Source organism: Pseudomonas sp. JE3303 (genome assembly GCF_056312565.1).
In genome coordinates, this window is the sequence record NZ_JBWGIF010000014.1 from 58,562 (window position 1) to 82,105 (window position 23,544).

The following is a 23,544-nucleotide window of genomic DNA, read 5'->3' on the forward strand; positions in this document are numbered from 1 at the left end:
CGTCTATTGCTATACCGCTGGCAACACACCGTTTTATGACGGTCAGCCACGCGAGAGAGCACGATGCCCCAGGCCGCCCCTATTTCCCGAGTCCCCGCCTCGCACGCGCGTACCCCGGCCGAGCAGGAACGCCGTCCCGACCTTGCACAGGCGTTCGCGCTGTTCAACCAGGTGTCCAGCCAGTTGAGCGAGTCCTACGGCATGCTCGAGGCACGGGTCAGCGAGCTCAAGGGTGAACTGGCCGTGGTCAGTGCGCAGCGCATCGCCGAGCTGGGCGAGAAAGAGCGGCTGGCCAATCGTTTGCAAAACCTGCTGGACCTGCTTCCTGGGGGCATCATCGTGATCGATGCCCAAGGCTACGTGCGCGAGGCCAATCCCGCGGCGTGCGAGCTGTTGGGGGAGCCGCTCGAAGGTGAGCTGTGGCGCCAGGTGATCGCCCGCAGTTTCTCGCCCCGTGAAGACGATGGCCACGAGGTGTCGCTGCGCGATGGCCGCCGCCTGTCGATCGCTACCCGTTCGCTGGATGCCGAGCCGGGCCAGTTGGTGCTGCTCACCGACCTCACCGAGACGCGCCGCCTGCAAGACCAGCTGGCGCGCCATGAGCGCCTGTCGTCGCTGGGACGCATGGTCGCCTCGCTGGCGCATCAGATCCGCACGCCGCTGTCGGCCGCCATGCTCTACGCCAGTCACCTTGCCGACCCCGAGCAATCGCTGCCACAGGAGACCCGGCTGCGGTTTGCCGGCAATCTCAAGGAGCGCCTGCATGAGCTTGAACATCAGGTCCGCGACATGCTGGTCTTTGCCCGTGGCGAGCTGCCGCTTGGCGACCGCCTGACCCCCAAGGCGCTGTTCCAGGCCTTGCAGCATGCGGCCCAGACCCACGTGCAAGGCCATGCGGTGCGCTGGCAGTGCGACTGTCAGCTCGGCGAGCTGCTGTGCAACCGCGACACCTTGGTCGGCGCACTGCTCAACCTTGTTGATAACGCCTTGCAGGCGAGTCCTGATCCCGCTCGCCTCAAGGTGCACCTGTACCGGCGCGGGCAAGACCTGCACCTGTGCATCAGCGATGCCGGCAGTGGCATACCAGCTGATCTGCTGGCGCGCCTGGGCGAGCCCTTCCTGACCACCAAGGCCACCGGCACCGGGCTGGGCCTGGCGGTGGCCAAAGCCGTGGCGCGTGCTCACCAGGGCAGCCTGCAACTGCGCTCGCGGGTCGGCCGTGGCACCTGCGTGCGGGTGATCCTGCCGCTGATCGCAGCCCAGCCGAGCCAGGCGCTGTAATGGATATCAAGGTATTGCTGGTCGAAGACGACCGCGTGCTGCGCGAGGCCTTGGGCGACACGCTTGAGATCGGCGGTTTCGACTACCACGCGGTCAGCAGCGCCGAAGACGCTCTCCTGGCTGTCGAAAGCGAAGCCTTCAGCCTGGTCGTCAGCGATGTGAACATGCCTGGCATGGACGGGCACCAGTTGCTTGCCCGGCTGCGCCAGCGCCAGCCCCAGCTGCCCGTACTGCTGATGACCGCCCACGCCGCGGTCGAGCGCGCTGTCGAGGCCATGCGCCAAGGTGCGGTGGATTATCTGGTCAAGCCATTCGAGCCCAAGGCCTTGCTGTCGCTGGTGGACCGGCACGCCGCCGGCCGCTTGCCTGCAGCCGGCGACGACGGTCCGGTGGCCAGCGAGCCCGCCAGTCGGCAGTTGCTGGAGCTCGCCGCACGCGTCGCGCGCAGCGAGTCGACCGTGCTGATTTCCGGGGAGTCCGGTACCGGCAAGGAAGTGCTGGCGCGCTACATTCACCAGCAATCGCCTCGCGCGGCGCAGCCCTTCGTGGCGATCAACTGCGCGGCCATTCCCGACAACATGCTCGAGGCCACGCTGTTCGGCCACGAGAAAGGCGCGTTCACCGGTGCCATCGCCGCCCAGGCGGGCAAGTTCGAACAGGCCAATGGCGGCACCTTGCTGCTCGACGAGATTTCCGAGATGCCCCTGGGGCTGCAGGCCAAGCTGCTGCGGGTGTTGCAGGAGCGCGAAGTGGAGCGGGTCGGTGGGCGCAAGCCGATCGCCCTGGATATCCGCGTGCTGGCCACTACCAATCGTGACCTGACCGGTGAAGTGGCGGCGGGACGTTTTCGTGAAGACCTGTTCTACCGGCTTTCGGTATTCCCGCTGTCCTGGCGGCCCCTGCGTGAGCGCAGCGCCGATATCCTGCCGCTGGCCGAGCGTCTCCTGGCGCGCCATGCGCGCAAGATGAAGCATGTGCAGGTGTGCCTGTCCGATGCCGCGCGCGCCTGCCTGCAAGGCCATGCCTGGCCGGGCAACGTGCGCGAGCTCGACAATGCGCTCCAGCGCGCGTTGATCCTGCAGCAGGGCGGGGTGATCGAGGCGGCGGATTTCTGTCTGGCCGGCGTCATCCCCTTGTCGGCCCCTGGGCCGCAACCAGGCTTGGTGCCGGCCCCTGGGCCGCAGCCATCCTCAGTGCCTGCGCCACGCGACGAAGCCGACATGGCTGGCGGCCTGGGCGACGACCTGCGGCGCCACGAATTCCAGATGATCATCGACACCCTGCGCGCCGAGCGCGGCCGCCGCAAGGAAGCCGCCGAGCGTCTGGGTATCAGCCCCCGCACCCTGCGTTACAAGCTGGCGCAGATGCGTGATGCGGGCTTCGACGTGGAGGCCAGCCTCTACGGCTGATGCCCGCAAGTCCTTTTTAATATCGCTACGGGCCGGGCTGGCACTCTTGTTGCTAGATCCTGGCTAGCCGCTGTGTAGTGTCAAAAAAATGCGGCCCTCGGAGAGAAGAGTCCATGAGCCAAGGTGTTGAATTCAATCGATTGATGTTGGACATGCGGGCCATGCAGGCCGATGCCATGTCGCTGCCCAAGGCATCTGCCGCACCCGAAGTGGGTTCGAGCAGTTTTGCCGATCTGTTCGGGCAGGCCATCAACAAAGTCAGCGACACCCAGCAGGCTTCCTCGCAGCTGGCGAGCGCCTTTGAAATTGGCAAGAGCGGTGTCGACCTCACTGACGTGATGATCGCTTCGCAAAAAGCCTCGGTGTCGATGCAGGCGCTGACGCAGGTGCGCAACAAAGTGGTCCAGGCGTACCAAGACATCTTGCAAATGCCGGTTTGAGGACAGAGTAAGTCATGGCCGAAGCAGTCTCCGACAACATGCCCGCGAAAAGCAGCCCGCCAGGTGGCAAGCCGCCCCTGTTTGGCATGTCGTTCCTGGAAAACATCTCGCGCATGCCCGTGCTGCGCCAGGTTGCCCTGCTGGTCGGCCTGGCCGCGAGCGTGGCCATCGGCTTCGCCGTAGTGCTGTGGTCCCAGCAGCCCGACTACCGTCCGCTGTACGGCAGCCTGTCGGGCATGGACACCAAGCAGATCATGGATACCCTGGCTGCTGCCGACATTTCCTACAACGTCGAGCCCAACTCCGGCGCGCTGCTGGTCAAGGCCGACGACCTGTCCCGTGCGCGCCTCAAGCTGGCTGCTGCGGGCGTGGCGCCGAGCGATGGCAACGTGGGCTTCGAGATCCTCGACAAGGAGCAGGGCCTGGGTACCAGCCAGTTCATGGAAGCGACGCGTTATCGCCGCGGCCTCGAAGGCGAACTGGCGCGGACCGTATCGAGCCTGAACAACGTCAAGGGCGCCCGCGTGCACCTGGCCATCCCGAAAAGCTCGGTGTTTGTCCGTGATGAGCGCAAGCCGAGCGCCTCGGTGCTGGTTGAAATGTACGCCGGCCGCAGCCTCGAGGCCGGTCAGGTGGCAGCCATCGTCAACCTGGTTGCCGCCAGCGTTCCCGAGCTCGACAAGTCTCAGGTCACCGTGGTGGACCAGAAGGGCAACCTGCTGTCCGAGCAGATCCAGAACACCGAGCTGACCATGGCCGGCAAGCAGTTCGACTACAGCCGCCGCATGGAAGGCATGCTTACCCAGCGTGTGCACAACATCCTGCAACCGGTGCTGGGCAATGACCGCTACAAGGCCGAAGTGTCGGCCGACGTCGATTTCAGCGCCGTCGAGTCCACCTCCGAACAGTTCAACCCTGACCAGCCAGCGCTGCGCAGCGAGCAGTCGGTCGAAGAACAACGCACCAGCAGCCAGGGCCCGCAGGGCGTGCCCGGTGCGCTGAGCAACCAGCCGCCAGGTCCCGCGAGCGCACCGCAGACCACCGGTGGCACCGCCGGCGCGGCGGGGGCGATTCAGCCTGGCCAGCCGCTGCTCGACGCCAACGGCCAGCAGATCATGGACCCGGCCACTGGCCAGCCGATGCTCGCACCGTACCCGGCCGACAAGCGCCAGCAATCGACCAAGAACTTCGAGCTGGACCGCTCCATCAGTCATACCCGCCAGCAGCAGGGTCGTCTGACCCGCCTGTCGGTGGCCGTGGTGGTGGACGATCAGGTCAAGCTCGACGCCGCGACCGGCGAGGCGACCCGTGCGCCCTGGACGGCCGAGGACCTGACGCGCTTCACCCGTCTGGTGCAGGACGCCGTGGGCTTCGACGCCAGCCGTGGCGACAGCGTCAGCGTGATCAACGTGCCATTCGCCGCAGACCGCGGCGAGGTGATCGCCGAGATCCCGTTCTATTCGCAGCCTTGGTTCTGGGACATCGTCAAGCAAGTGCTGGGCGTGCTGTTCATCCTGGTTCTGGTATTCGGCGTGCTGCGCCCGGTGCTCAACAATATCACCGGTGGCGGCAAGCAGGCCGCTGCCAACGACCGCGACATGGAACTGGGCGGGATGATCGGTATGGATGGCGAAGTGGCCAACGACCGCGTCAGCCTCGGTGGCCCGCAAAGCATTCTGTTGCCAAGCCCGACCGAGGGTTACGAGGCGCAGTTGAACGCAATCAAGGGCCTGGTGGCCGAAGACCCGGGCCGAGTGGCCCAGGTCGTCAAAGAGTGGATCAACGCCGATGAGTGATAACCGAGCCGTTACCGCCAAACTGACCCGTGTCGACAAGGCGGCCATCCTCCTGCTGTCCCTGGGCGAGACCGACGCCGCCCAGGTATTGCGGCACATGGGCCCCAAGGAAGTACAGCGGGTCGGCGTTGCCATGGCGCAGATGGGCACCATCCATCGCGAGCAGGTCGAGCAGGTGATGAGCGAGTTCGTCGAAGTCGTCGGCGAGCAGACCAGCCTGGGCGTGGGCTCGGACGGCTACATCCGCAAGATGCTCAACCAGGCCCTGGGTGAGGACAAGGCCAACGGCCTGATCGACCGCATCCTGCTCGGTGGCAACACCAGCGGCCTGGACAGCCTGAAGTGGATGGAGCCGCGTGCCGTGGCCGACGTCATCCGCTTCGAACACCCGCAGATCCAGGCTATCGTTGTCGCCTATCTCGACCCCGACCAGGCTGGCGAAGTGCTGAGCAATTTCGACCACAAGGTGCGCCTGGACATCATCCTGCGCGTCTCCTCGCTCAATACCGTGCAGCCGGCAGCGCTCAAGGAGCTGAACCAGATTCTCGAGAAGCAGTTCTCGGGCAACTCCAATGCCGCGCGCACCACGCTGGGCGGGATCAAGCGGGCGGCCGACATCATGAACTTCCTCGACAGCTCGGTCGAAGGCCAGCTGATGGACTCGATCCGCGAGGTCGATGGCGACCTGTCCGAGCAGATCGAAGACCTGATGTTTGTCTTCAACAACCTTGCCGACGTGGACGACCGCGGTATCCAGGCGCTGATGCGCGAGGTGTCTTCGGACGTGCTGGTGGTAGCGCTCAAGGGCGCGGACGAGAAAGTCAAGGACAAGGTCTTGAAGAACATGTCCAAGCGTGCCTCGGAGCTGTTGCGCGACGACCTCGAGGCCAAGGGCCCGGTCCGCGTCAGCGACGTCGAGACCGCGCAGAAGGAGATCCTCACCATTGCCCGCCGCATGGCCGAAGCCGGCGAGATCGTGCTCGGCGGCAAGGGCGGCGAGGAAATGATTTAACTGCAGGAGCGTCCAAACGGTTCAGGAGTAGTCCAGAAATATGTCCACAGAACGTCCCAGCGACCTGATCCGCGCCCGTGACCTGGAAGGCCTCGATGTCTGGGCCTTGCCCAGCTTCGACCCGCGGCCGGAGCCTGCGCCCGAACCCGAGCCTGAAGTCATCGAGGAGGAAATCGAGGAAGTGCCGCTGGAGGAAGTCCAGCCGCTGACCCTCGAGGAACTCGAGAGCATCCGCCAGGAAGCCTACAACGAAGGTTTCGCTACCGGCGAGCGCGAAGGTTTTCACAGCACTCAGCTCAAGGTCCGCCAGGAAGCCGAAGCGGCGCTGGCCGACAAGCTCGCCGGCCTAGAACGGCTGATGGGCCACCTGATGGAGCCGATCGCCGAGCAGGACACCCAGATCGAGAAGGCCATGATCAGCCTGGTCGGGCACATCACCCGCCAGGTAATCGGCCGCGAGTTGCGCGCCGACTCCAGCCAGATCACCCAGGTGCTGCGTGAAGCGCTCAAGCTGCTCCCGATGGGCGCCGAAAACATCCGCATTCACCTCAATCCCCAGGATTTCGAGCTGGCCAAGGCCCTGCGCGAACGCCACGAAGAAAACTGGAAATTCCTCGAAGACGAAACGCTGCTGCCGGGCGGTTGCCGTATCGAGACGGCCCACAGCCGCATCGATGCCACCATCGAGACGCGTATCGAGAAAGGCCTGGCACAATTGTTCGATCAGTTGCATGACCAGGCGCTGCACCCAGCCGCGCCTGACCTTTCGGTAGACCTGGACAACCCCGATGCGCCTTGACCGCACCAGTTTCGCCAAGCGCCTGGGCGCCTACGCCGGGGCGGTGGACCTGCCCGCGCAGCCTGTGGTGGAAGGGCGCCTGCTGCGCATGGTCGGCCTGACCCTCGAAGCCGAAGGCCTGCGCGCCGCGATAGGCAGCCGCTGCGTTGTGATCAACGACGACAGCTACCACCCGGTGCGCGTCGAGGCGGAAGTGATGGGCTTTTCTGGCGGCAAGGTGTTCCTCATGCCAGTCGGCAGTGTCGCCGGCATCGCGCCCGGTGCGCGGGTGGTGCCGCTCGACGACAGCAACCGGCTGCCCATGGGCATGAGCATGCTTGGCCGGGTGCTGGACGGCGCCGGCCGCGCGCTGGACGGCAAGGGCGGCATGAAGGCGGAGGACTGGGTGCCGATGGATGGCCCGGTGATCAACCCGCTCAACCGCGATCCGATCAGCCAGCCCCTGGACGTCGGCATTCGCAGCATCAATGGACTGTTGACCGTGGGCCGTGGCCAGCGGCTGGGCCTGTTTGCCGGTACTGGCGTGGGCAAGTCGGTGTTGCTGGGCATGATGACGCGTTTCACCGAGGCCGAAATCATCGTCGTCGGGCTGATCGGCGAGCGTGGCCGAGAGGTCAAGGAGTTCATCGAGCACATCCTCGGCGAAGAAGGCCTCAAGCGTTCGGTGGTGGTGGCGTCGCCCGCCGATGACGCGCCGCTGATGCGCTTGCGCGCAGCCATGTACTGCACCCGAATCGCCGAGTATTTTCGCGACAAGGGCAAGAATGTCCTGCTGTTGATGGATTCTCTCACCCGTTTCGCCCAGGCACAGCGCGAGATCGCCCTGGCGATCGGCGAGCCGCCGGCTACCCGCGGTTATCCGCCTTCGGTGTTCGCCAAGCTGCCCAAGCTGGTCGAGCGCGCGGGTAACGGCGAGAAGGGCGGGGGCTCGATCACTGCATTCTATACCGTGCTGTCCGAAGGCGATGACCAGCAAGACCCGATCGCCGACTCGGCGCGGGGCGTGCTCGACGGGCACTTCGTGCTGTCGCGCCGCCTGGCCGAAGAGGGGCATTACCCTGCCATCGACATCGAGGCTTCGATCAGCCGGGTCATGCCCCAGGTGGTGAGCCCTGAGCATCTGCGCCAGGCGCAGAAATTCAAGCAACTGTGGTCGCGCCTGTCGCAGAGTCGTGACCTGATCAGCGTGGGGGCCTACGTGCCCGGTGGTGATCCGGAAACCGATCTCGCCATTGCCCTGCAGCCCAAGCTGGTCGGCTACCTGCGCCAGGCGCTTGACGAGAATGTCAGTCTCGACCAGAGCCGTGGGCAGCTGGCGGGCGTCTTCGCGCCGCCGGCGGGCAACTGATAGACCATGGCCGAACTCAGCCGAGGGGCGCGCCTGGCGCCGGTGGTCGACATGGCCGAAGAAGCCGAGCGCAAGGCCGTGCAGCGCCTGGGGCATTTCCAGCAGCAGGTCAGCCAGGCCCAGGCCAAGCTCACCGAGCTCGAGCGGTTTCGCGAGGACTACCAGCTGCAGTGGATCAACCGCGGCGGGCAGGGCGTCAACGGCAGCTGGCTGGTCAACTACCAGCGGTTTCTTGGCCAGCTTGAAACCGCCATGACCCAGCAGCGCCAGAGCCTGGTGTGGCACCAGAACAATCTCAACAACGCCCGCGGCACCTGGCAGCAGGCCTATGCCCGCGTCGAAGGCCTGCGCAAGCTGGTGCAGCGTTATCTCGACGAAGCGCGCCGCGCCGAAGACAAGCGCGAGCAGCGTCTTCTCGACGAGCTGTCACAGCGCCTGCCGCGGCATACGGTCGATTGAAAGAACGCGGTCCCGGCGGATCATGCGCGCTCATGCACCTCACCTTGCCGCACCGCCATTTCACTGCTAAACCTTTCTCTTCACGCCATCTTTGAAGGGATAACTCGCATGGCTGTCGAAACCGTTTTTTCCCTGGACGGGAACAGTTTGACGATCAGGATCAAGGGCCGTTTCGATTTCGGCAAGCATCAGGAATTCAGGCAGGCCTACGAGCGTCAGCATCCCAAGCCGGAAAAGGTGATCGTCGACCTCAAGGAAGCCACCTATCTGGACAGTTCCGCCCTGGGCATGCTTCTGCTGTTGCGTGACCATGTTGGCGGCGACGGTGCCGAGGTGCAGGTGGTCAACACCAGTTCGGATGTGCGCAAGATTCTCGCCATCTCCAATTTCGACAAGCTGTTCGATATCAGTTGAGCGCCGCCATGGCTGACACCGCCGCGCTGCGCGTGCTGATCGCCGAGGACGGTGCGGCCGATCGCCTGCTGCTGGCGCAGATCGTCCGGCGCCTGGGCCATATTGTCTATACCGCGCAAGATGGTGCCGAGGCCGTGGCGCTGTTCAATGAAATGCGCCCGCAACTGGTCCTGCTGGACGCGCTCATGCCGGTCATGGACGGTTTCGAGGCCGCACGGCAGATCAAGAGCCTCGCGGGCGAGGTCCTGGTGCCGATTATCTTCCTCACGTCGCTCAACGAAGAGGACGGTCTGGTGCGCTGCCTCGAAGCCGGCGACGACTTCATGGCAAAGCCCTACAGCCCGGTCATCCTGGCCGCCAGGATCCAGTCCATGGACCGCTTGCGCCGGCTGCAGGAAACGGTACTGCAGCAGCGCGACCAGATCGCCCGCCACCATCAGCATCTGCTCAACGAGCAACGCGTGGCCAAGGCGGTGTTCGACAAGGTGGCGCATGCCGGCTGCCTGGCGGCGCCAAACATCCGCTACCTGCAGTCACCCTATGCGCTGTTCAACGGCGACCTGCTGCTGGCGGCCTTTACGCCGTCCGGTGACATGCATGTGCTGCTTGGTGACTTCACTGGCCACGGCTTGCCGGCGGCGGTGGGCGCCATGCCCCTGGCCGATGTGTTCTACGGCATGACCGCCAAGGGCTTCGGCCTGGCGGAAACCCTGCGCGAGATGAACACCAAGCTCAAGCACATCCTGCCGGTCGACATGTTCTGCTGCGCGCTGCTGCTCAAGCTGGATATGCAGCGCGGCACGGTCGAGTTCTGGAATGGAGGGATGCCCGACGGCTATCGCCTCTCGGCGGACGGCCGGCCGCTGACGCCGCTTGTCTCGCATCACTTGCCGCTGGGCATCCTGAGCCCTGAGCGGTTCGATGACAGCACCCAGGTATTGCCCCTGCTTGCTGGTGAACGACTATTCCTGCTCTCCGACGGGGTGGTCGATACCAGCGATACGCACGAGCAGTTGTTCGGTGTCGAGCGGCTGCGCGCGGTGCTTGCCGACAACCGCGACCCCGAGCAGTTGTTCAGCGAGGTCATGCTGGCGCTGGAGCGCTTCGGCGGCCGGGCTCGCGATGACATCAGCCTGCTGGACGTCGGGATGCTTGTACCCGCGCAGTTCACGCCGCCGCCAATGGTCTACCCTGACAACAGACCGCACTGCCCGCTGGACTGGTCGATGCGCCTGGAATTGCGGGGCGACAGCCTGAAGCGTTTCAATCCCGTTCCGTATCTGCTGCAAGTTCTCCAGGGGATCCAGGGGTTGCGGGGCCTGAGCGGTGCCCTGCACAGCGTGCTTGCCGAGCTCTATGCCAATGCCCTTGAACATGGCGTGCTGGGCCTGGACTCCGCGCTCAAGCGCGATGCCGCGGGATTTGCATGGTACTACCAGGAGCGCGACCGGCGCCTTGACCAGCAGCAAGGCGGATTCATCTGTATCGACCTCAAGGTTGAACCGCATGAGGGCGGTGGGCGTCTGAGTATCGAGGTGCGCGACAGTGGCAGCGGTTTTGACGTGGCCGAAGTGCTGGCGCGTGCGGCTGGACCGCTGGGTTTAAGTGGTCGCGGCCTGAACCTGATAACGCGCTTGAGTCAACGTGCCCATTGGCTGGATGACGGGCGTTGTGCGCGAGTGGAGTTCGCCTGGGCGGCTCAGGCATAATCCAGCTTGATCAAGGAGTGAACAAGTGTCCGAGAATCATATCGATCACAAGGTCCTGAGCGACCTGCGGGAGGTCATGGAAGATGGCTACCTGCAACTGCTCGAAACCTTTCTTGAAGACTCCGAAAAGCGGCTTGACCAGTTGCACGGAGCCAAGGACGCCCATGAACTTGGCCTGGCGGCGCACAGCTTCAAGGGCAGCAGCAGCAACATGGGGGCGGTAGGGCTGGCCTCATTGTGCAGCCTGCTCGAAGAGCGTGTCCGGCAGCAGCCACTGTATGGCATCGAGGACCTGATCAACCGTATCGACCAGGAATATGTCGAGGTTCAGCGCTTCTACCGGGACGAGCGGCATCGGGTTTCCGCCAATTAGAGCGCGAACCTGGCGCGAGTCTTGCCTGTTCTTTGCCCAGATGAGTAAAGCCTTCTGGCGCGGAGACCTTTTCAATGCCTGTTGCATCCAATCCACTGTTGCAAGCGAGTGCCCTTGGCGCCTCTGCGCGCACGGCCGCAAACCTTGCGGACAAGACTCAGCAGACGTTGAACGGCAGGGGCGCGGGCTTCGACCAGGTGATGGCGCGCCAGGGCCGCGATGACGAGGTGGCCTCGGCCAGGCCGAAGGTTCGTGCCGATCAGGCTGACAGCGGCAAGCCGCGTACCGACGCCGCCGACTCTGTTGCCGGTGACGGCAAGAAGTTGCCAGCGGCCGATGAGTCTGCCGATGACGCCGCTGATTCGACGGTGCATGATTCCAGTCTCGTTGCCGGGCAGCTTACCGATGCCCAGCCTGGCGCTCAGCTGATCCAGGCCCAGGCTCAGACCCTCTCGCCGATGCTCCAGCAGCAGGCCGCAGCGGCCAGTGGTGAAGACGACGCTGCGGCGCTAACCGCGTTCGACCCGGAGGCAGACCCCCTGGAAGGCCTGCCTACCTTGCGCCTGGCCCTGGAGCAAAGTGCCCAGGCCCAGGGCACTACGTCTGCCCATGCCAAGGATGCCGAGCTCGAAGCGGCTCCAGGGCAGCCTGCCGTCAATACCTTGGCGAGCCTGCTGCAACTCAACGACGGTGAGGGCGGGGAGGGTGAAGCTAGCGACAAGGCGTTTTCGGGCTTGCTCGACGATGGTCTCAAGGATCTCAAGGGCGCCGCCAGCGACACCCGCGTCGATGATTTTGCCGACCGCCTTGCCGCGCTGACCCAGGCCGCTACGCCCAAAACCGCTCACGTGGCGCCGTCGGCCAACGTCATGCAGCAGCCGCTGACGATGACCCAGAGCGGCTGGACCGAGGGCCTGGTCAATCGGGTGATGTACCTGTCGAGCCAGAACCTCAAATCGGCGGAGATTCAGCTGGCGCCTGCCGAACTCGGCCGCCTGGACATCCGCGTCAATGTCGCGGCGGACCAGCAGACCCAGGTCACCTTCATCAGCGGTCACGTCGGCGTGCGCGATACCCTTGAAGGCCAGGTGCAGCGTCTGCGGGAACTGTTTGCCCAGCAAGGCCTGGCCCAGCCTGACGTCAACGTCGCCGATCAATCCCGTGGGCAGCAGCAACAGGGCCGGCAGGAAGGTTCGCACCTGAGCGGCGTGGCCGCGCGCCGCGCGGCTCAGGAAGGGGGCAGTTCAGAGGTTGCCGACGCCGCCAGGCCCGTGGAGCACCAGGTGATCATCGGCTCCAGCGCGGTCGACTACTACGCCTGACCTGTGCGGGCGGCCATCTCGTCCGGTTTGCCCCTGATCTGGCATAACACTTGCTCAAGCCCTGTCATCTCCTATGAAACCCTGATGGATGACGGATTATTGGCATGGCGAAGAGCGACACAGTGAAAGACCCCGCCGCTAGAGGCAAACTCAAGGTCATCGTGATAGGGGTGGTGGCATTGCTGCTGGCCGTCGGCCTGTCGGTGGGCGCTACCTGGTTCATCATGCACAAGCCCGACAGCGAACCCGCGCCGGACGCAGCAGCAACCAACGTCAAGGCGCCGGCAATCTACGAGCCGTTGACGCCTGCCTTCGTGGTCAACTTCAACCAGAACGGCCGGCAGCGCTACATGCAGGTGAGCATTACCTTGCAAGGCCGTGACCAGCTTGCGCTGGATGCCCTGAAAGTGCATATGCCGGTCATTCGCAACAACCTGGTGATGATGTTCTCCGGGCAAGGGTTCGACACCCTCGCCGGCAGTCCGGTTGGCCAGGAAATGCTCCGCCAGAAAGCCACCGCGGTGGTTCAGGAAGTGGCGCAGAAAGAAGTCGGCAAGCCGGTCGTTGACCAGTTGCTGTTCACCAATTTCGTATTGCAGTAGGAGCCACCGATGGCCGTGCAGGACCTGCTGTCCCAGGATGAGATCGACGCCCTCTTGCATGGCGTCGATGACGGTCTGGTACAAACCGATAGCGCCAGCGAGCCTGGCGGCGTCAGAAGCTACGACCTGACCAGTCAGGACCGGATCGTACGCGGTCGCATGCCGACCCTCGAGATGATCAACGAGCGTTTCGCGCGCTACACCCGCGTCAGCATGTTCAACCTGTTGCGCCGCTCCGCCGACGTGGCGGTAGGTGGCGTGCAGGTCATGAAGTTTGGCGAGTACATACACTCGCTGTACGTCCCGACCAGCCTCAACCTGGTGAAGGTCAAGCCACTGCGGGGCACCTCGCTGTTCATCCTCGACGCCAAGCTGGTGTTCAAGCTGGTGGACAATTTCTTTGGCGGCGACGGCCGTCACGCCAAGATCGAAGGGCGTGAATTCACCCCCACCGAGCTGCGCGTGGTGCGCATGGTGCTGGACCAGGCCTTCGTCGATCTCAAGGAAGCCTGGCAGGCGATCATGCCGGTCAACTTCGAGTACATCAACTCGGAGGTCAATCCGGCCATGGCCAACATCGTCGGGCCCAGCGAGGCGGTGGTGGTGTCGACGTTCCACATCGAGCTCGACGGCGGTGGCGGCGACCTGCACGTGACCATGCCGTACTCGATGATCGAGCCGGTGCGCGAGATGCTCGATGCCGGTTTCCAGTCCGACCTGGACGATCAGGACGAGCGCTGGGTCAAGGCCCTGCGCGAAGACGTGCTGGATGTCAGCGTGCCGGTGACCGCCACCGTCGCCAAGCGCCAGTTGAAACTGCGCGACATCCTGAACATGCAGCCAGGCGACGTGATCCCGGTGGAGCTGCCCGAGCACCTGGTGCTGCGCGCCAACGGCGTGCCATCGTTCAAGGCCCGGCTGGGCTCGCACAAGGGCAACCTGGCCCTGCAGATCATCGATCCGATCGAACGCCGCTGAGCGCGTACCGGTCGCAACCTCCGAATTGAATGCCTGTCGAGGACATTATGGCTAACCAGAACAATTTTACCTCCGCAGAGGACCAGGCCCTGGCCGATGAATGGGCCGCGGCCCTGGAAGAAACCGGCGACGCCGGGCAGGCTGACATCGACGCCTTGCTCGCCGCCGATACGGGCAACGGCGCCAAGTCCGGCGCAGGCCGCCTGCCGATGGAAGAGTTCGCAAGCTCGCCGCGGCCCAACGGCCACGTCAGCCTCGAAGGCCCGAACCTGGATGTGATCCTGGATATCCCGGTGAACATCTCCATGGAAGTGGGCAGCACCGAAATCAACATCCGCAACTTGCTGCAGCTCAACCAGGGCTCGGTGATCGAGCTCGACCGCCTGGCCGGCGAGCCGCTCGACGTGCTGGTCAACGGCACTTTGATTGCCCATGGCGAAGTGGTGGTGGTCAACGAGAAGTTCGGCATCCGCCTGACCGACGTGATCAGCCCCAGCGAACGCATCAAGAAGCTGCGCTGAGTGAAGGTCGTGAAGCGGGCCATTCTGGCCTTGGGCCTGGTATTGAGCGGTGAGGCCGCAGCGGCCGCGGCGGCAGCCGTCGCACCGGCGGCCAGCACTGCCACTCCTGGTGGCCTGGGCGGCCAGTTGTTGCAACTGGTGCTGGGGCTGGGACTGGTCGTCGGCCTGATCTTCTTCCTTGCCTGGCTGCTGCGCAGGGTGCAGGGCGCCGCGCCGCGGGGCGGTCAGGTGATCGAGATCATCGCCAGCCGGGCCATCGGCCCGCGTGACCGCTTGCTGCTGGTCCAGGTGGGCAAGGAGCAGATCCTGCTGGGCCACAGCCCGGGCAGTATCGAGGCATTGCACGTGCTCGCCGAGCCTGTGGAGGTGCCCGCCAGCGCCCGCCAGGCTACGCCCGAATTCGCCCTGCGGCTCATGGAGCTGATGGGCAAGGACAATAAGGACAAGCCGTGATGGGCGCGTTGCGCATGCTGTTGACCCTGGCGCTGATGATGGCGGCGCCAATGGCGCTGGCCGCCGATCCGCTGTCGATCCCCGCCATTACCCTGTCCAACGGGGCGAACGGCCAGCAGGAGTACTCGGTCAGCCTGCAGATCCTGCTGATCATGACGGCGCTGAGCTTTATTCCAGCGTTCGTCATCCTGATGACCAGCTTTACCCGCATCATCATCGTCTTCTCGATCCTGCGCCAGGCCCTGGGCCTGCAGCAGACGCCCTCCAACCAGTTGCTCACCGGCATGGCGTTGTTCCTGACCATGTTCATCATGGCCCCGGTGTTCGACCGGGTGAACAAGGACGCCCTGCAGCCGTACCTGAGCGAGCAGATCATCGCCCAGGAAGCGCTCGATCGCGCCCAGGTGCCGATCAAGGACTTCATGCTTGCGCAGACCCGCCAGAGCGACCTGGAGCTGTTCATGCGCCTGTCCAAGCGCACCGACATCGCCGCCCCCGAGCAGGCGCCGCTGACGATCCTGGTGCCGGCGTTCGTCACCTCCGAGCTCAAGACGGCGTTCCAGATCGGTTTCATGATCTTCATCCCGTTCCTGATCATCGACATGGTGGTCGCCAGCGTGCTGATGGCCATGGGCATGATGATGCTGTCGCCGCTGATCATCTCGCTGCCGTTCAAGATCATGCTGTTCGTGCTGGTCGATGGCTGGGCGCTGATCATGGGTACGCTGGCCGGCAGTTTCGGCGGCGTCTGACGCTTTAGAGGAGATACCCATGACCCCAGAAGTCGCCGTCGATCTGTTCCGTGATGCCCTTTGGCTGACGACGCTCATGGTCGCCGTGCTGGTGGTGCCGAGCCTGTTGATCGGCCTGGTGGTAGCGATGTTCCAGGCCGCCACCCAGATCAACGAACAGACCTTGAGCTTCCTGCCGCGCCTGCTGGTGATGCTGATCACGCTGATCGTCGCCGGACCCTGGCTGACGCAGACGTTCATGGAGTACATCACCGGCCTGTACAGCAGCATTCCGCAGCTGATCGGTTGAGGCTGCCATGCTAGAGCTGACCGACACGCAGATCGGCGCCTGGGTCGCCACCTTCATGTTGCCGCTGTTCCGGGTGACAGCGGTGTTGATGACCATGCCGATCATCGGCACCAAGATGCTGCCCGCCCGCGTACGCCTGTACTTCGCCCTGGCGATTACCGTGGTCATCACCCCGGGCCTGCCGCCGATGCCCGAATTCAACCCGCTGGGCCTGAGCGGGCTGATGATGTGCGCCGAGCAGATCATCATCGGCTCGATGTTCGGACTGGCGATGCAGATGCTGTTCCAGGCGTTCGTGGTGGCCGGGCAGATTGTCGCTATCCAGATGGGCATGGCGTTCGCGTCCATGGTCGATCCGGCCAACGGGGTCAATACCGCGGTGGTAGCCCAGTTCATGACCATGCTGGTGAGCATACTGTTCCTGTTGATGAACGGTCATCTGGTGGTGATTGAGGTGCTGACCGAAAGCTTCACCACCTTGCCGGTGGGCGGCGGGCTGCTGGTCAATCACTTCTGGGAGCTGGCCGGGCGCGTGGGCTGGGTGTTCGGCGCCGCGCTGCTGCTGGTATTGCCCGCGATCACCGCGCTGCTGGTGGTCAACATCGCCTTTGGCGTGATGACCCGCGCCGCGCCGCAGTTGAACATCTTCTCGATCGGCTTCCCGCTGACCCTGGTGCTTGGCATGGGCATCTTCTGGGTGACGCTGGCCGATATCCTTCCTCATTACCAGTCACTGGCCAGCGAATCGCTGCAGTGGCTGCGTGAACTGGCACGGGCGCGCTGAGCATGGCCGAAAGCGAGAGCGGCGAAGACAAGACAGAAGACCCCACCGACAAGCGCCGCAAGGATTCGCGCGAGAAAGGCGAGATCGCCCGCTCCAAGGAGCTCAACACGGTGCTGGTGACGTTGGCGGGTGCTGGCGCCTTGCTGGGGTTTGGCGGGTCGCTGGCTGAAACCATGATGCAGCTGATGCGCACCAACTTCACGCTGTCGCGCGAGGTGCTGATCGACGAGCGCTCGATGGGGCTGTTCCTGCTAGCCTCCGGCAAGATGGCCATCTGGGCGGTGCAACCGGTGCTGGTATTGCTGTTCATCGTGGCTTTCATCGGGCCGATCGCCTTGGGCGGCTTCCTGTTTTCCGGCAGCCTGCTGCAGCCAAAATTCAGCCGCATGAACCCGCTGGCCGGGATCAAGCGCATGTTCTCGCTCAACTCGCTCACGGAATTGCTCAAGGCCATCGCCAAGTTCGTGGTGATTCTGATGGTCGCCCTGCTCGTGTTGTCTTCCGACCGTGATGCGCTGCTGGCGATTGCCAACGAGCCGCTGGACCAGGCAATCATCCATAGTGTGCAGGTGGTGGGCTGGAGCACCCTGTGGATGGCCTCGGGGCTGCTGCTGATCGCCGCCGCGGACGTACCGTTCCAGATATGGCAGTCGTTCAACAAGTTGAAGATGACCAAGCAGGAAGTGCGCGATGAGCACAAGAGCTCCGAAGGCCGTCCCGAGGTGAAGCAGCGCATTCGCCAGTTGCAGCGCGAGATGTCGCAGCGGCGCATGATGTCCGCGGTTCCTGACGCGGACGTGATCATCACCAACCCGACCCACTATGCCGTGGCGCTCAAGTACGACCCCGAGAAGGGCGGCGCCGCGCCGCTGCTGCTGGCCAAGGGCAGCGACTTCATTGCCCTGAAGATCCGCGAGATTGCCGTGCAGCACAACATCCAGATCCTCGAATCCCCCGCGCTGGCGCGTTCGATCTACTACAGCACCGAGCTTGAGCAGGAGATCCCGGCCGGGTTGTACATGGCCGTGGCGCAGGTGTTGGCCTATGTATTCCAGATCCGCCAGTACCGCGCCGGCAAGGGCAAGCCGCCCGAGCCGCTGAAGGAAGATTTGCCCATTCCGCCGGATTTGCGGCGGGATGGCTGACGGGGGGCATGTCTTGAGATTCAGCGGCCTTGAGATCGAGCGCCGCGTGCGCTTGGGGCCTTGTGGCGCCGCATGAATCGAGCGCCGCCCGCGCGGCGCATCGCGGGACAAGCCCGCTCCCACAATTTGTTGCAACGTGCCATGGCCTGTGGGATTTGGGTTGTCAGCCTTGGTGCATGGCAGAGGACGGGTGGGGGGCGGTGTGCTCGCCGCAACATTTTCGCCGTACCGTCAAGGCTAAGACTCCGAACTGTCAGGCCATGGCACGTTGCAACAAATGTGGGAGCGGCGGTTCGGCGTCCCGACTTGTCCCGCGATGCGCCGCGCGGGCGGCGCTCGATTTATGCGGCGCCACAAGGCCCCAAGCGCACACTTCGCGCGGGCGCCACAAGGCCTCAAGCGCACACTAAAAACCCAACCCACCAAAGTTGGAAAGCTTCTTGCAAAGACGACCGTCAGGCGCCGCTCAGGCGTCAAAAGTTTGCTTGAAGAGGACTCTCGGTGGATCGCACGCAGTTAATCAACAGCGCCCGTAGCAACCTGGTCGGTATCGGCCGGGGCAATTTGGGCGTGCCGCTGCTGTTGCTGGTGATGTTGGCAATGATGATGTTGCCGGTACCACCGTTCCTGCTCGATGTGTTCTTTACCTTCAACATCGCGCTGTCGATCGTGGTCCTGCTGGTCTGTGTGTACGCATTGCGTCCGCTCGACTTCGCGGCGTTTCCGACCATCCTGCTGGTGGCGACACTGCTGCGCCTTGCGCTCAACGTGGCCTCCACGCGTGTGGTGATGCTCCACGGCCATGAGGGCCACGAGGCCGCGGGCAAGGTGATCCAGGCCTTTGGCGAGGTGGTGATCGGCGGCAACTACGTGGTGGGTGCGGTGGTGTTCGCCATCCTCATGATCATCAACTTCGTGGTGGTGACCAAGGGCGCCGGGCGTATTTCGGAGGTGAGCGCACGCTTCACCCTCGATGCCATGCCCGGCAAGCAGATGGCGATCGACGCGGACCTCAATGCCGGCCTGATCGACCAGGCCCAGGCCAAGGCACGCCGTGCCGAGGTAGCGGGGGAGGCCGAGTTCTACGGCTCCATGGACGGTGCCAGCAAGTTTGTGCGCGGTGACGCCATCGCCGGCTTGCTGATCCTGTTCATCAACCTGATCGGCGGCATGCTGATCGGCATCCTGCAGCACGGCATGCCGTTCGGTGAAGCGGGCAAGGTCTACGCGCTGCTGACCATCGGTGACGGTTTGGTGGCGCAATTGCCATCGCTGCTGCTGTCCACCGCGGCGGCGATCATGGTTACCCGAGCTTCCAGCTCGGAGGACATGGGCAAGCAGATCAACCGGCAGATGTTCCACTCGCCCAAGGCGCTGGCAGTGTCCGCTGGCCTGATGATCGTGATGGGCCTGGTGCCGGGCATGCCGCACGTGGCCTTCCTGGGTCTCGGTCTGTTGGCTGGCGGAGCCGCCTACCTGGTCTGGAAAAAGCAGGAGCAGGACAAGGTCAAGGCCCAGCAGGAAGTGCAGCGCCAGCAAGACCTGCTGCCTTCGCCGCAACGGGCGATAGACACCAAGGAGCTGGGCTGGGACGACGTGACCCCCATCGACATGATCGGCCTGGAGGTCGGCTACCGGCTGATCCCGCTGGTCGACCGCAACCAGGGTGGGCAACTGCTGGCGCGGATCAAGGGGGTGCGCAAGAAGCTCTCCCAGGACCTGGGCTTCCTGATGCCCACGGTGCATATCCGCGACAACCTCGACCTGGCGCCGAGCGCCTACCGCCTGACGCTGATGGGGGTGATCCTGGCCGAAGCCGAGATCTACCCGGACCGCGAGCTGGCCATCAACCCGGGTCAGGTGTTCGGCACGCTCAATGGTATCGCCGCGCGCGATCCGGCCTTTGGCCTGGAGGCGGTGTGGATCGATGTCGGCCAGCGCAGCCAGGCCCAGTCGCTGGGATACACGGTGGTCGATGCGAGCACGGTTGTCGCCACTCACTTGAACCAGATCCTGTACAAGCACTGCCACGAGCTCATTGGCCACGAAGAAGTCCAGCAACTGCTGCAAGTTCTCGCCAAAGCTTCGCCGAAACTTGCCGAGGAGCTCGTGCCGGGCGTCATTTCCCTGTCGGGGCTGCTGAAGGTCCTGCAGGCCCTGTTGTCCGAACAAGTGCCAGTACGTGACATCAGAAGCATTGCCGAGGCCATCGCAAACAACGCAGGCCGGAGTCAAGATACCGCCGCGCTGGTCGCCATGGTACGTGTCGGATTGAGCCGCGCCATCGTGCAAAGCATTGTCGGCATTGAGTCGGAGCTCCCTGTGATCACCTTGGAACCAAGGTTGGAACAGATCTTGCTAAATAGTCTGCAGAGGGCTGGGCAGGGTCAGGAAGATGGTGTTCTTCTTGAGCCGAGCATGGCCGAAAAGCTTCAGCGTTCGCTGATCGAGGCTTCCCAGCGTCAGGAGATGCAAGGGCAGCCGGCGATCCTCCTGGTCGCAGGACCGATCAGGGCGATGCTGTCGCGATTTGGCCGCCTGGCTGTACCGAACTTGCATGTTTTGGCGTATCAGGAAATACCTGACAACAAGCAAGTGACCATCGTCGCCACTGTGGGCCCCAACGGCTGAGGTAGTGCACCATGCAAGTTAAGCGTTTCTTCGCCGCCGATATGCGCCAGGCCATGAAGTTGGTCCGCGATGAGCTTGGCTCCGATGCCGCCATCATCGGCAACCGACGCATTGCCGGCGGTGTCGAACTGACGGCGGCGCTGGACTACACGCCGTCCGCGCTGGCCCCACGGGTCCCCAATGCCGAGCTTGAAGACGAGCTGCGCAAGACCCAGTCGCGCATCGCCACCGCCCAGGCCGAACTGTCCGGGCGCAGCGAGAACGAAGAGGGCAACCGCCAGCTGTTCGCCGGCCAGTCGCTGACGGCTTCCGAGCCGCTCATCGAACCGCACGTGGACGCTCCGGCCGCGCCTGTCGCGCCAGCGCCGGTCGACCCGCGCCTGTTCGATGCCATGCGTTCGGAGCTGTCGGGCCTGCGCGAGCTGCTCGAAGTGCAGCTCGGTTCGCTGGCCTGGGGCCAGCTGCAGGGCAACCAGCCGCAGCAGGCCAATGTCTGGCGCCGCCTGCAGCGCATCGGGCTGTCCGGCCCGATTGCCCGCGAGTTGCTTGACCAGACTGCCGGTATCAGCGAGCCGCGCCAGATGTGGCGCATGCTGCTGGCCCACCTGGCGCGCAAGATCGATGTACCTGAAGTCGAGCCGATCGAGGAGGGCGGGGTGATTGCCCTGGTCGGTCCGGCCGGCATGGGCAAGACCACTACCCTGGCCAAGCTGGCCGCTCGCTATGTGCTCAAGTACGGCGCGCAGAACCTGGCGCTGGTGAGCATGGACAGCTACCGCATTGGTGCCCAGGAGCAACTCAAGACCCTCGGCCGGATTCTCGGTGTGTCGGTGACCCACGTCGACCCGGGGCAATCCCTGGCCCAGACGCTGGAGCCGCTGCTGCGCAAGCGCGTGGTGCTGATCGATACCGCTGGCCTGCAGGCCAGCGACCCGGCCCTGCGCATGCAACTCGAAACCCTGGCGGGTCGTGGCATTGCGTCGCGCAATTACCTGGTACTGGCAACCACCAGCCAGAAGCAGGTGCTGACCGCCGCCTACCACAGCTACAAGCGCTGTGGCCTGGCCGGTTGCATCCTGACCAAACTCGATGAAACAGGCAGCCTCGGCGAAGTGCTGAGCCTGGTCATCAGTCATGAACTTCCCGTGGCCTACCTGACCGACGGACCACGGATTCCTGACGATCTTCACCTGCCACGCCGTCACCAGCTGGTGAGCCGCGCGGTCAGTGTGCAGATGCAGGAGGAGCCCAGCGAGGAGGCCATGGCCGACATGTTCGCTGATCTCTACCACAACCCAGGCAGGCGAGCAGGTTGAGGGTCATAATATTGCAAACAACCTACATCAAGGGGTTGCCCGGCAAGTGCCTGGCATTCACAGCGCAATCCCTCATGTGGCCCGGGTTCAAGCGAGACAAGGTAATAAGACAACATGGGTAGCATGCATCCCGTACAGGTGATTGCCGTAACCGGTGGTAAAGGTGGCGTCGGCAAGACAAACGTGTCAGTGAACCTCTCGCTGGCGCTGGCTGAGCTTGGCCGTCGGGTCATGCTGCTGGACGCAGACCTGGGGCTGGCCAACGTCGACGTGTTGCTGGGCCTTACGCCCAAGCGCACGCTGGCCGATGTGATCGAGGGTCGCTGCGAGCTGCGCGACGTGCTCCTGGTGGGGCCGGGTGGCGTGCGCATCGTGCCCGCCGCCTCGGGCACCCAGAGCATGGTGCATCTGGCGCCGGCGCAGCACGCAGGCCTTATCCAGGCCTTCAGCGAGATTGGCGACAACCTCGATGTGCTGGTGATCGACACCGCGGCCGGTATCGGCGACTCGGTGGTCAGTTTCGTGCGCGCCGCCCAGGAAGTGCTGCTGGTGGTCTGCGACGAGCCGACCTCCATCACCGACGCCTATGCGCTGATCAAGTTGCTGAACCGTGACTATGGGATGAATCGTTTCAGAGTGCTCGCCAACATGGCTCAAAGCCCTCAGGAGGGACGCAACCTGTTCGCCAAGCTGACCAAGGTCACCGACCGCTTCCTCGACGTAGCACTGCAATACGTCGGCGCCGTGCCATACGACGAGTGCGTGCGCAAGGCGGTACAGAAGCAGCGGGCCGTGTACGAGGCCTTCCCTCGGTCCAAATGCGCACTGGCGTTCAAGGCCATCGCGCAGAAGGTCGACAGCTGGCCATTGCCCGCCAACCCGCGCGGTCATCTGGAATTTTTCGTCGAGCGCCTGGTGCAACCCACCAGCGCAGGACCGGTGTTATGAACGCGAGCGGTTTCAAGATGTATCCCAAAGCTTCGCGCGACGCCCAGTACGAGCTGGTCGAACGCTACGCGCCTCTGGTCAAGCGGATCGCCTATCACCTGCTGGCACGCTTGCCTGCGAGTGTGCAGGTCGAGGATCTGATCCAGGCCGGCATGATCGGCCTCCTGGAAGTGGCCAACAAATACGACGCCAGCAAGGGCGCCAGTTTCGAGACCTATGCCGGTATCCGCATTCGAGGGGCCATGCTCGACGAGGTGCGCAAGGGCGACTGGGCACCGCGTTCGGTGCACCGCAACACGCGCATGGTCAGCGACGCGATCCGCGCCGTTGAATCAAAAACCGGCCGTGACGCTAAAGATCACGAAGTTGCGGCCGAACTCCAGTTGGGTCTCGATGATTACTACGCGATTCTCAACGATACGTTGGGCAGCCGCCTGTTCAGCTTTGACGACCTTTTGCAGGACGGCGAGCACGAAGGCCTGCACGAGGACGGCGCCAGCGCCCAGGTCGAGCCCTCGCGTGACCTGGAAGACGAGCGCTTCCAGGCGGCCCTGGCCGATGCCATCGCCAACCTGCCAGAGCGTGAGCGCCTGGTGCTGGCGCTGTACTACGACGAAGAGCTGAACCTCAAGGAAATCGGTGAGGTGCTTGGGGTCAGCGAGTCGCGTGTCAGCCAGTTGCACAGCCAGTGCGCAGCGCGTCTGCGCAGCCGCCTCGGGGAATGGCGGGCGCGTTGAACCGACTGTTCACAGTGTTTTTTTGT

24 protein-coding genes are annotated in these 23,544 nt (G+C 64.0%); all 24 read left to right on the forward strand.

What is annotated here, in order from left to right:
* The first annotated feature begins 63 nt into the window (after positions 1 to 63).
* Positions 64 to 1,281, forward strand: coding sequence for a sensor histidine kinase (locus tag AC0ZZU_RS19710; protein ID WP_476342909.1), 1,218 nt, complete (start codon positions 64 to 66; stop codon positions 1,279 to 1,281).
* Positions 1,281 to 2,690, forward strand: a complete 1,410-nt coding sequence (locus AC0ZZU_RS19715) for a sigma-54-dependent transcriptional regulator (RefSeq protein WP_476342911.1) — start codon at positions 1,281 to 1,283, stop codon at positions 2,688 to 2,690. The genes AC0ZZU_RS19710 and AC0ZZU_RS19715 overlap by 1 nt, the downstream gene beginning before the upstream one ends.
* Positions 2,691 to 2,803: 113 nt before the next feature.
* The gene (gene fliE, locus AC0ZZU_RS19720) at positions 2,804 to 3,130 is read left to right on the forward strand and encodes a flagellar hook-basal body complex protein FliE (protein WP_476342913.1); all 327 of its coding nucleotides are present in this window, start codon (positions 2,804 to 2,806) and stop codon (positions 3,128 to 3,130) included.
* Positions 3,131 to 3,144: 14 nt separating this feature from the next.
* A complete protein-coding gene (gene fliF / locus AC0ZZU_RS19725; protein ID WP_476342914.1) occupies positions 3,145 to 4,926 on the forward strand; it encodes a flagellar basal-body MS-ring/collar protein FliF in 1,782 nt (593 codons plus the stop codon).
* The gene (fliG, locus tag AC0ZZU_RS19730; protein ID WP_158460315.1) at positions 4,919 to 5,938 is read left to right on the forward strand and encodes a flagellar motor switch protein FliG; all 1,020 of its coding nucleotides are present in this window, start codon (positions 4,919 to 4,921) and stop codon (positions 5,936 to 5,938) included. The genes fliF and fliG overlap by 8 nt, the downstream gene beginning before the upstream one ends.
* 40 nt (positions 5,939 to 5,978) lie before the next feature.
* Positions 5,979 to 6,737: a flagellar assembly protein FliH gene (gene fliH, locus AC0ZZU_RS19735; protein WP_476342916.1), complete on the forward strand. Its 759-nt coding sequence runs from the start codon at positions 5,979 to 5,981 to the stop codon at positions 6,735 to 6,737.
* Positions 6,727 to 8,085: a flagellar protein export ATPase FliI gene (fliI, locus tag AC0ZZU_RS19740; protein ID WP_476342918.1), complete on the forward strand. Its 1,359-nt coding sequence runs from the start codon at positions 6,727 to 6,729 to the stop codon at positions 8,083 to 8,085. The genes fliH and fliI overlap by 11 nt, the downstream gene beginning before the upstream one ends.
* 6 nt (positions 8,086 to 8,091) lie before the next feature.
* Positions 8,092 to 8,544, forward strand: a complete 453-nt coding sequence (gene fliJ, locus AC0ZZU_RS19745) for a flagellar export protein FliJ (RefSeq protein WP_476342919.1) — start codon at positions 8,092 to 8,094, stop codon at positions 8,542 to 8,544.
* Between the two features lie 108 nt (positions 8,545 to 8,652).
* Entirely contained in the window at positions 8,653 to 8,958 is a 306-nt protein-coding gene (locus tag AC0ZZU_RS19750; protein ID WP_476342921.1) for an STAS domain-containing protein, read from the forward strand.
* An 8-nt stretch (positions 8,959 to 8,966) separates the two neighbouring features.
* Positions 8,967 to 10,667, forward strand: a complete 1,701-nt coding sequence (locus AC0ZZU_RS19755; protein ID WP_476342922.1) for an ATP-binding SpoIIE family protein phosphatase — start codon at positions 8,967 to 8,969, stop codon at positions 10,665 to 10,667.
* A 25-nt stretch (positions 10,668 to 10,692) separates the two neighbouring features.
* Positions 10,693 to 11,040 carry an Hpt domain-containing protein gene (locus AC0ZZU_RS19760; protein WP_476342923.1) on the forward strand — a complete coding sequence of 116 codons (348 nt, stop codon included), beginning with the start codon at positions 10,693 to 10,695 and terminating at the stop codon, positions 11,038 to 11,040.
* 74 nt (positions 11,041 to 11,114) lie between these two features.
* Positions 11,115 to 12,362: a flagellar hook-length control protein FliK gene (locus tag AC0ZZU_RS19765; RefSeq protein ID WP_476342924.1), complete on the forward strand. Its 1,248-nt coding sequence runs from the start codon at positions 11,115 to 11,117 to the stop codon at positions 12,360 to 12,362.
* A gap of 104 nt (positions 12,363 to 12,466) precedes the next feature.
* Positions 12,467 to 12,964, forward strand: coding sequence for a flagellar basal body-associated protein FliL (gene fliL / locus AC0ZZU_RS19770; protein WP_476342925.1), 498 nt, complete (start codon positions 12,467 to 12,469; stop codon positions 12,962 to 12,964).
* 9 nt (positions 12,965 to 12,973) lie between these two features.
* On the forward strand, positions 12,974 to 13,942 hold the full coding sequence (gene fliM / locus AC0ZZU_RS19775; protein ID WP_476342926.1) for a flagellar motor switch protein FliM: 969 nt from the start codon (positions 12,974 to 12,976) through the stop codon (positions 13,940 to 13,942).
* A 47-nt stretch (positions 13,943 to 13,989) separates the two neighbouring features.
* Positions 13,990 to 14,463 (forward strand): flagellar motor switch protein FliN, encoded by a 474-nt coding sequence (fliN, locus tag AC0ZZU_RS19780; RefSeq protein ID WP_476342928.1) that lies wholly within the window; start codon positions 13,990 to 13,992, stop codon positions 14,461 to 14,463.
* Positions 14,464 to 14,916 (forward strand): flagellar biosynthetic protein FliO, encoded by a 453-nt coding sequence (gene fliO, locus AC0ZZU_RS19785; RefSeq protein ID WP_476342930.1) that lies wholly within the window; start codon positions 14,464 to 14,466, stop codon positions 14,914 to 14,916.
* On the forward strand, positions 14,916 to 15,668 hold the full coding sequence (fliP, locus tag AC0ZZU_RS19790) for a flagellar type III secretion system pore protein FliP (RefSeq protein WP_476342932.1): 753 nt from the start codon (positions 14,916 to 14,918) through the stop codon (positions 15,666 to 15,668). The genes fliO and fliP overlap by 1 nt, the downstream gene beginning before the upstream one ends.
* A gap of 19 nt (positions 15,669 to 15,687) precedes the next feature.
* On the forward strand, positions 15,688 to 15,957 hold the full coding sequence (gene fliQ / locus AC0ZZU_RS19795; protein WP_476342934.1) for a flagellar biosynthesis protein FliQ: 270 nt from the start codon (positions 15,688 to 15,690) through the stop codon (positions 15,955 to 15,957).
* 7 nt (positions 15,958 to 15,964) lie between these two features.
* On the forward strand, positions 15,965 to 16,741 hold the full coding sequence (gene fliR / locus AC0ZZU_RS19800; protein WP_476342936.1) for a flagellar biosynthetic protein FliR: 777 nt from the start codon (positions 15,965 to 15,967) through the stop codon (positions 16,739 to 16,741).
* Between the two features lie 2 nt (positions 16,742 to 16,743).
* Positions 16,744 to 17,886, forward strand: coding sequence for a flagellar biosynthesis protein FlhB (flhB, locus tag AC0ZZU_RS19805; protein WP_476342937.1), 1,143 nt, complete (start codon positions 16,744 to 16,746; stop codon positions 17,884 to 17,886).
* A 501-nt stretch (positions 17,887 to 18,387) separates the two neighbouring features.
* On the forward strand, positions 18,388 to 20,517 hold the full coding sequence (gene flhA / locus AC0ZZU_RS19810) for a flagellar biosynthesis protein FlhA (RefSeq protein ID WP_476342938.1): 2,130 nt from the start codon (positions 18,388 to 18,390) through the stop codon (positions 20,515 to 20,517).
* 11 nt (positions 20,518 to 20,528) lie between these two features.
* Positions 20,529 to 21,833: a flagellar biosynthesis protein FlhF gene (flhF, locus tag AC0ZZU_RS19815; RefSeq protein WP_476342939.1), complete on the forward strand. Its 1,305-nt coding sequence runs from the start codon at positions 20,529 to 20,531 to the stop codon at positions 21,831 to 21,833.
* Positions 21,834 to 21,947: 114 nt separating this feature from the next.
* Positions 21,948 to 22,781 carry a flagellar synthesis regulator FleN gene (gene fleN / locus AC0ZZU_RS19820; RefSeq protein ID WP_158460333.1) on the forward strand — a complete coding sequence of 278 codons (834 nt, stop codon included), beginning with the start codon at positions 21,948 to 21,950 and terminating at the stop codon, positions 22,779 to 22,781.
* Entirely contained in the window at positions 22,778 to 23,518 is a 741-nt protein-coding gene (gene fliA / locus AC0ZZU_RS19825) for an RNA polymerase sigma factor FliA (RefSeq protein WP_158460334.1), read from the forward strand. The genes fleN and fliA overlap by 4 nt, the downstream gene beginning before the upstream one ends.
* The last annotated feature ends 26 nt before the right edge of the window (positions 23,519 to 23,544 follow it).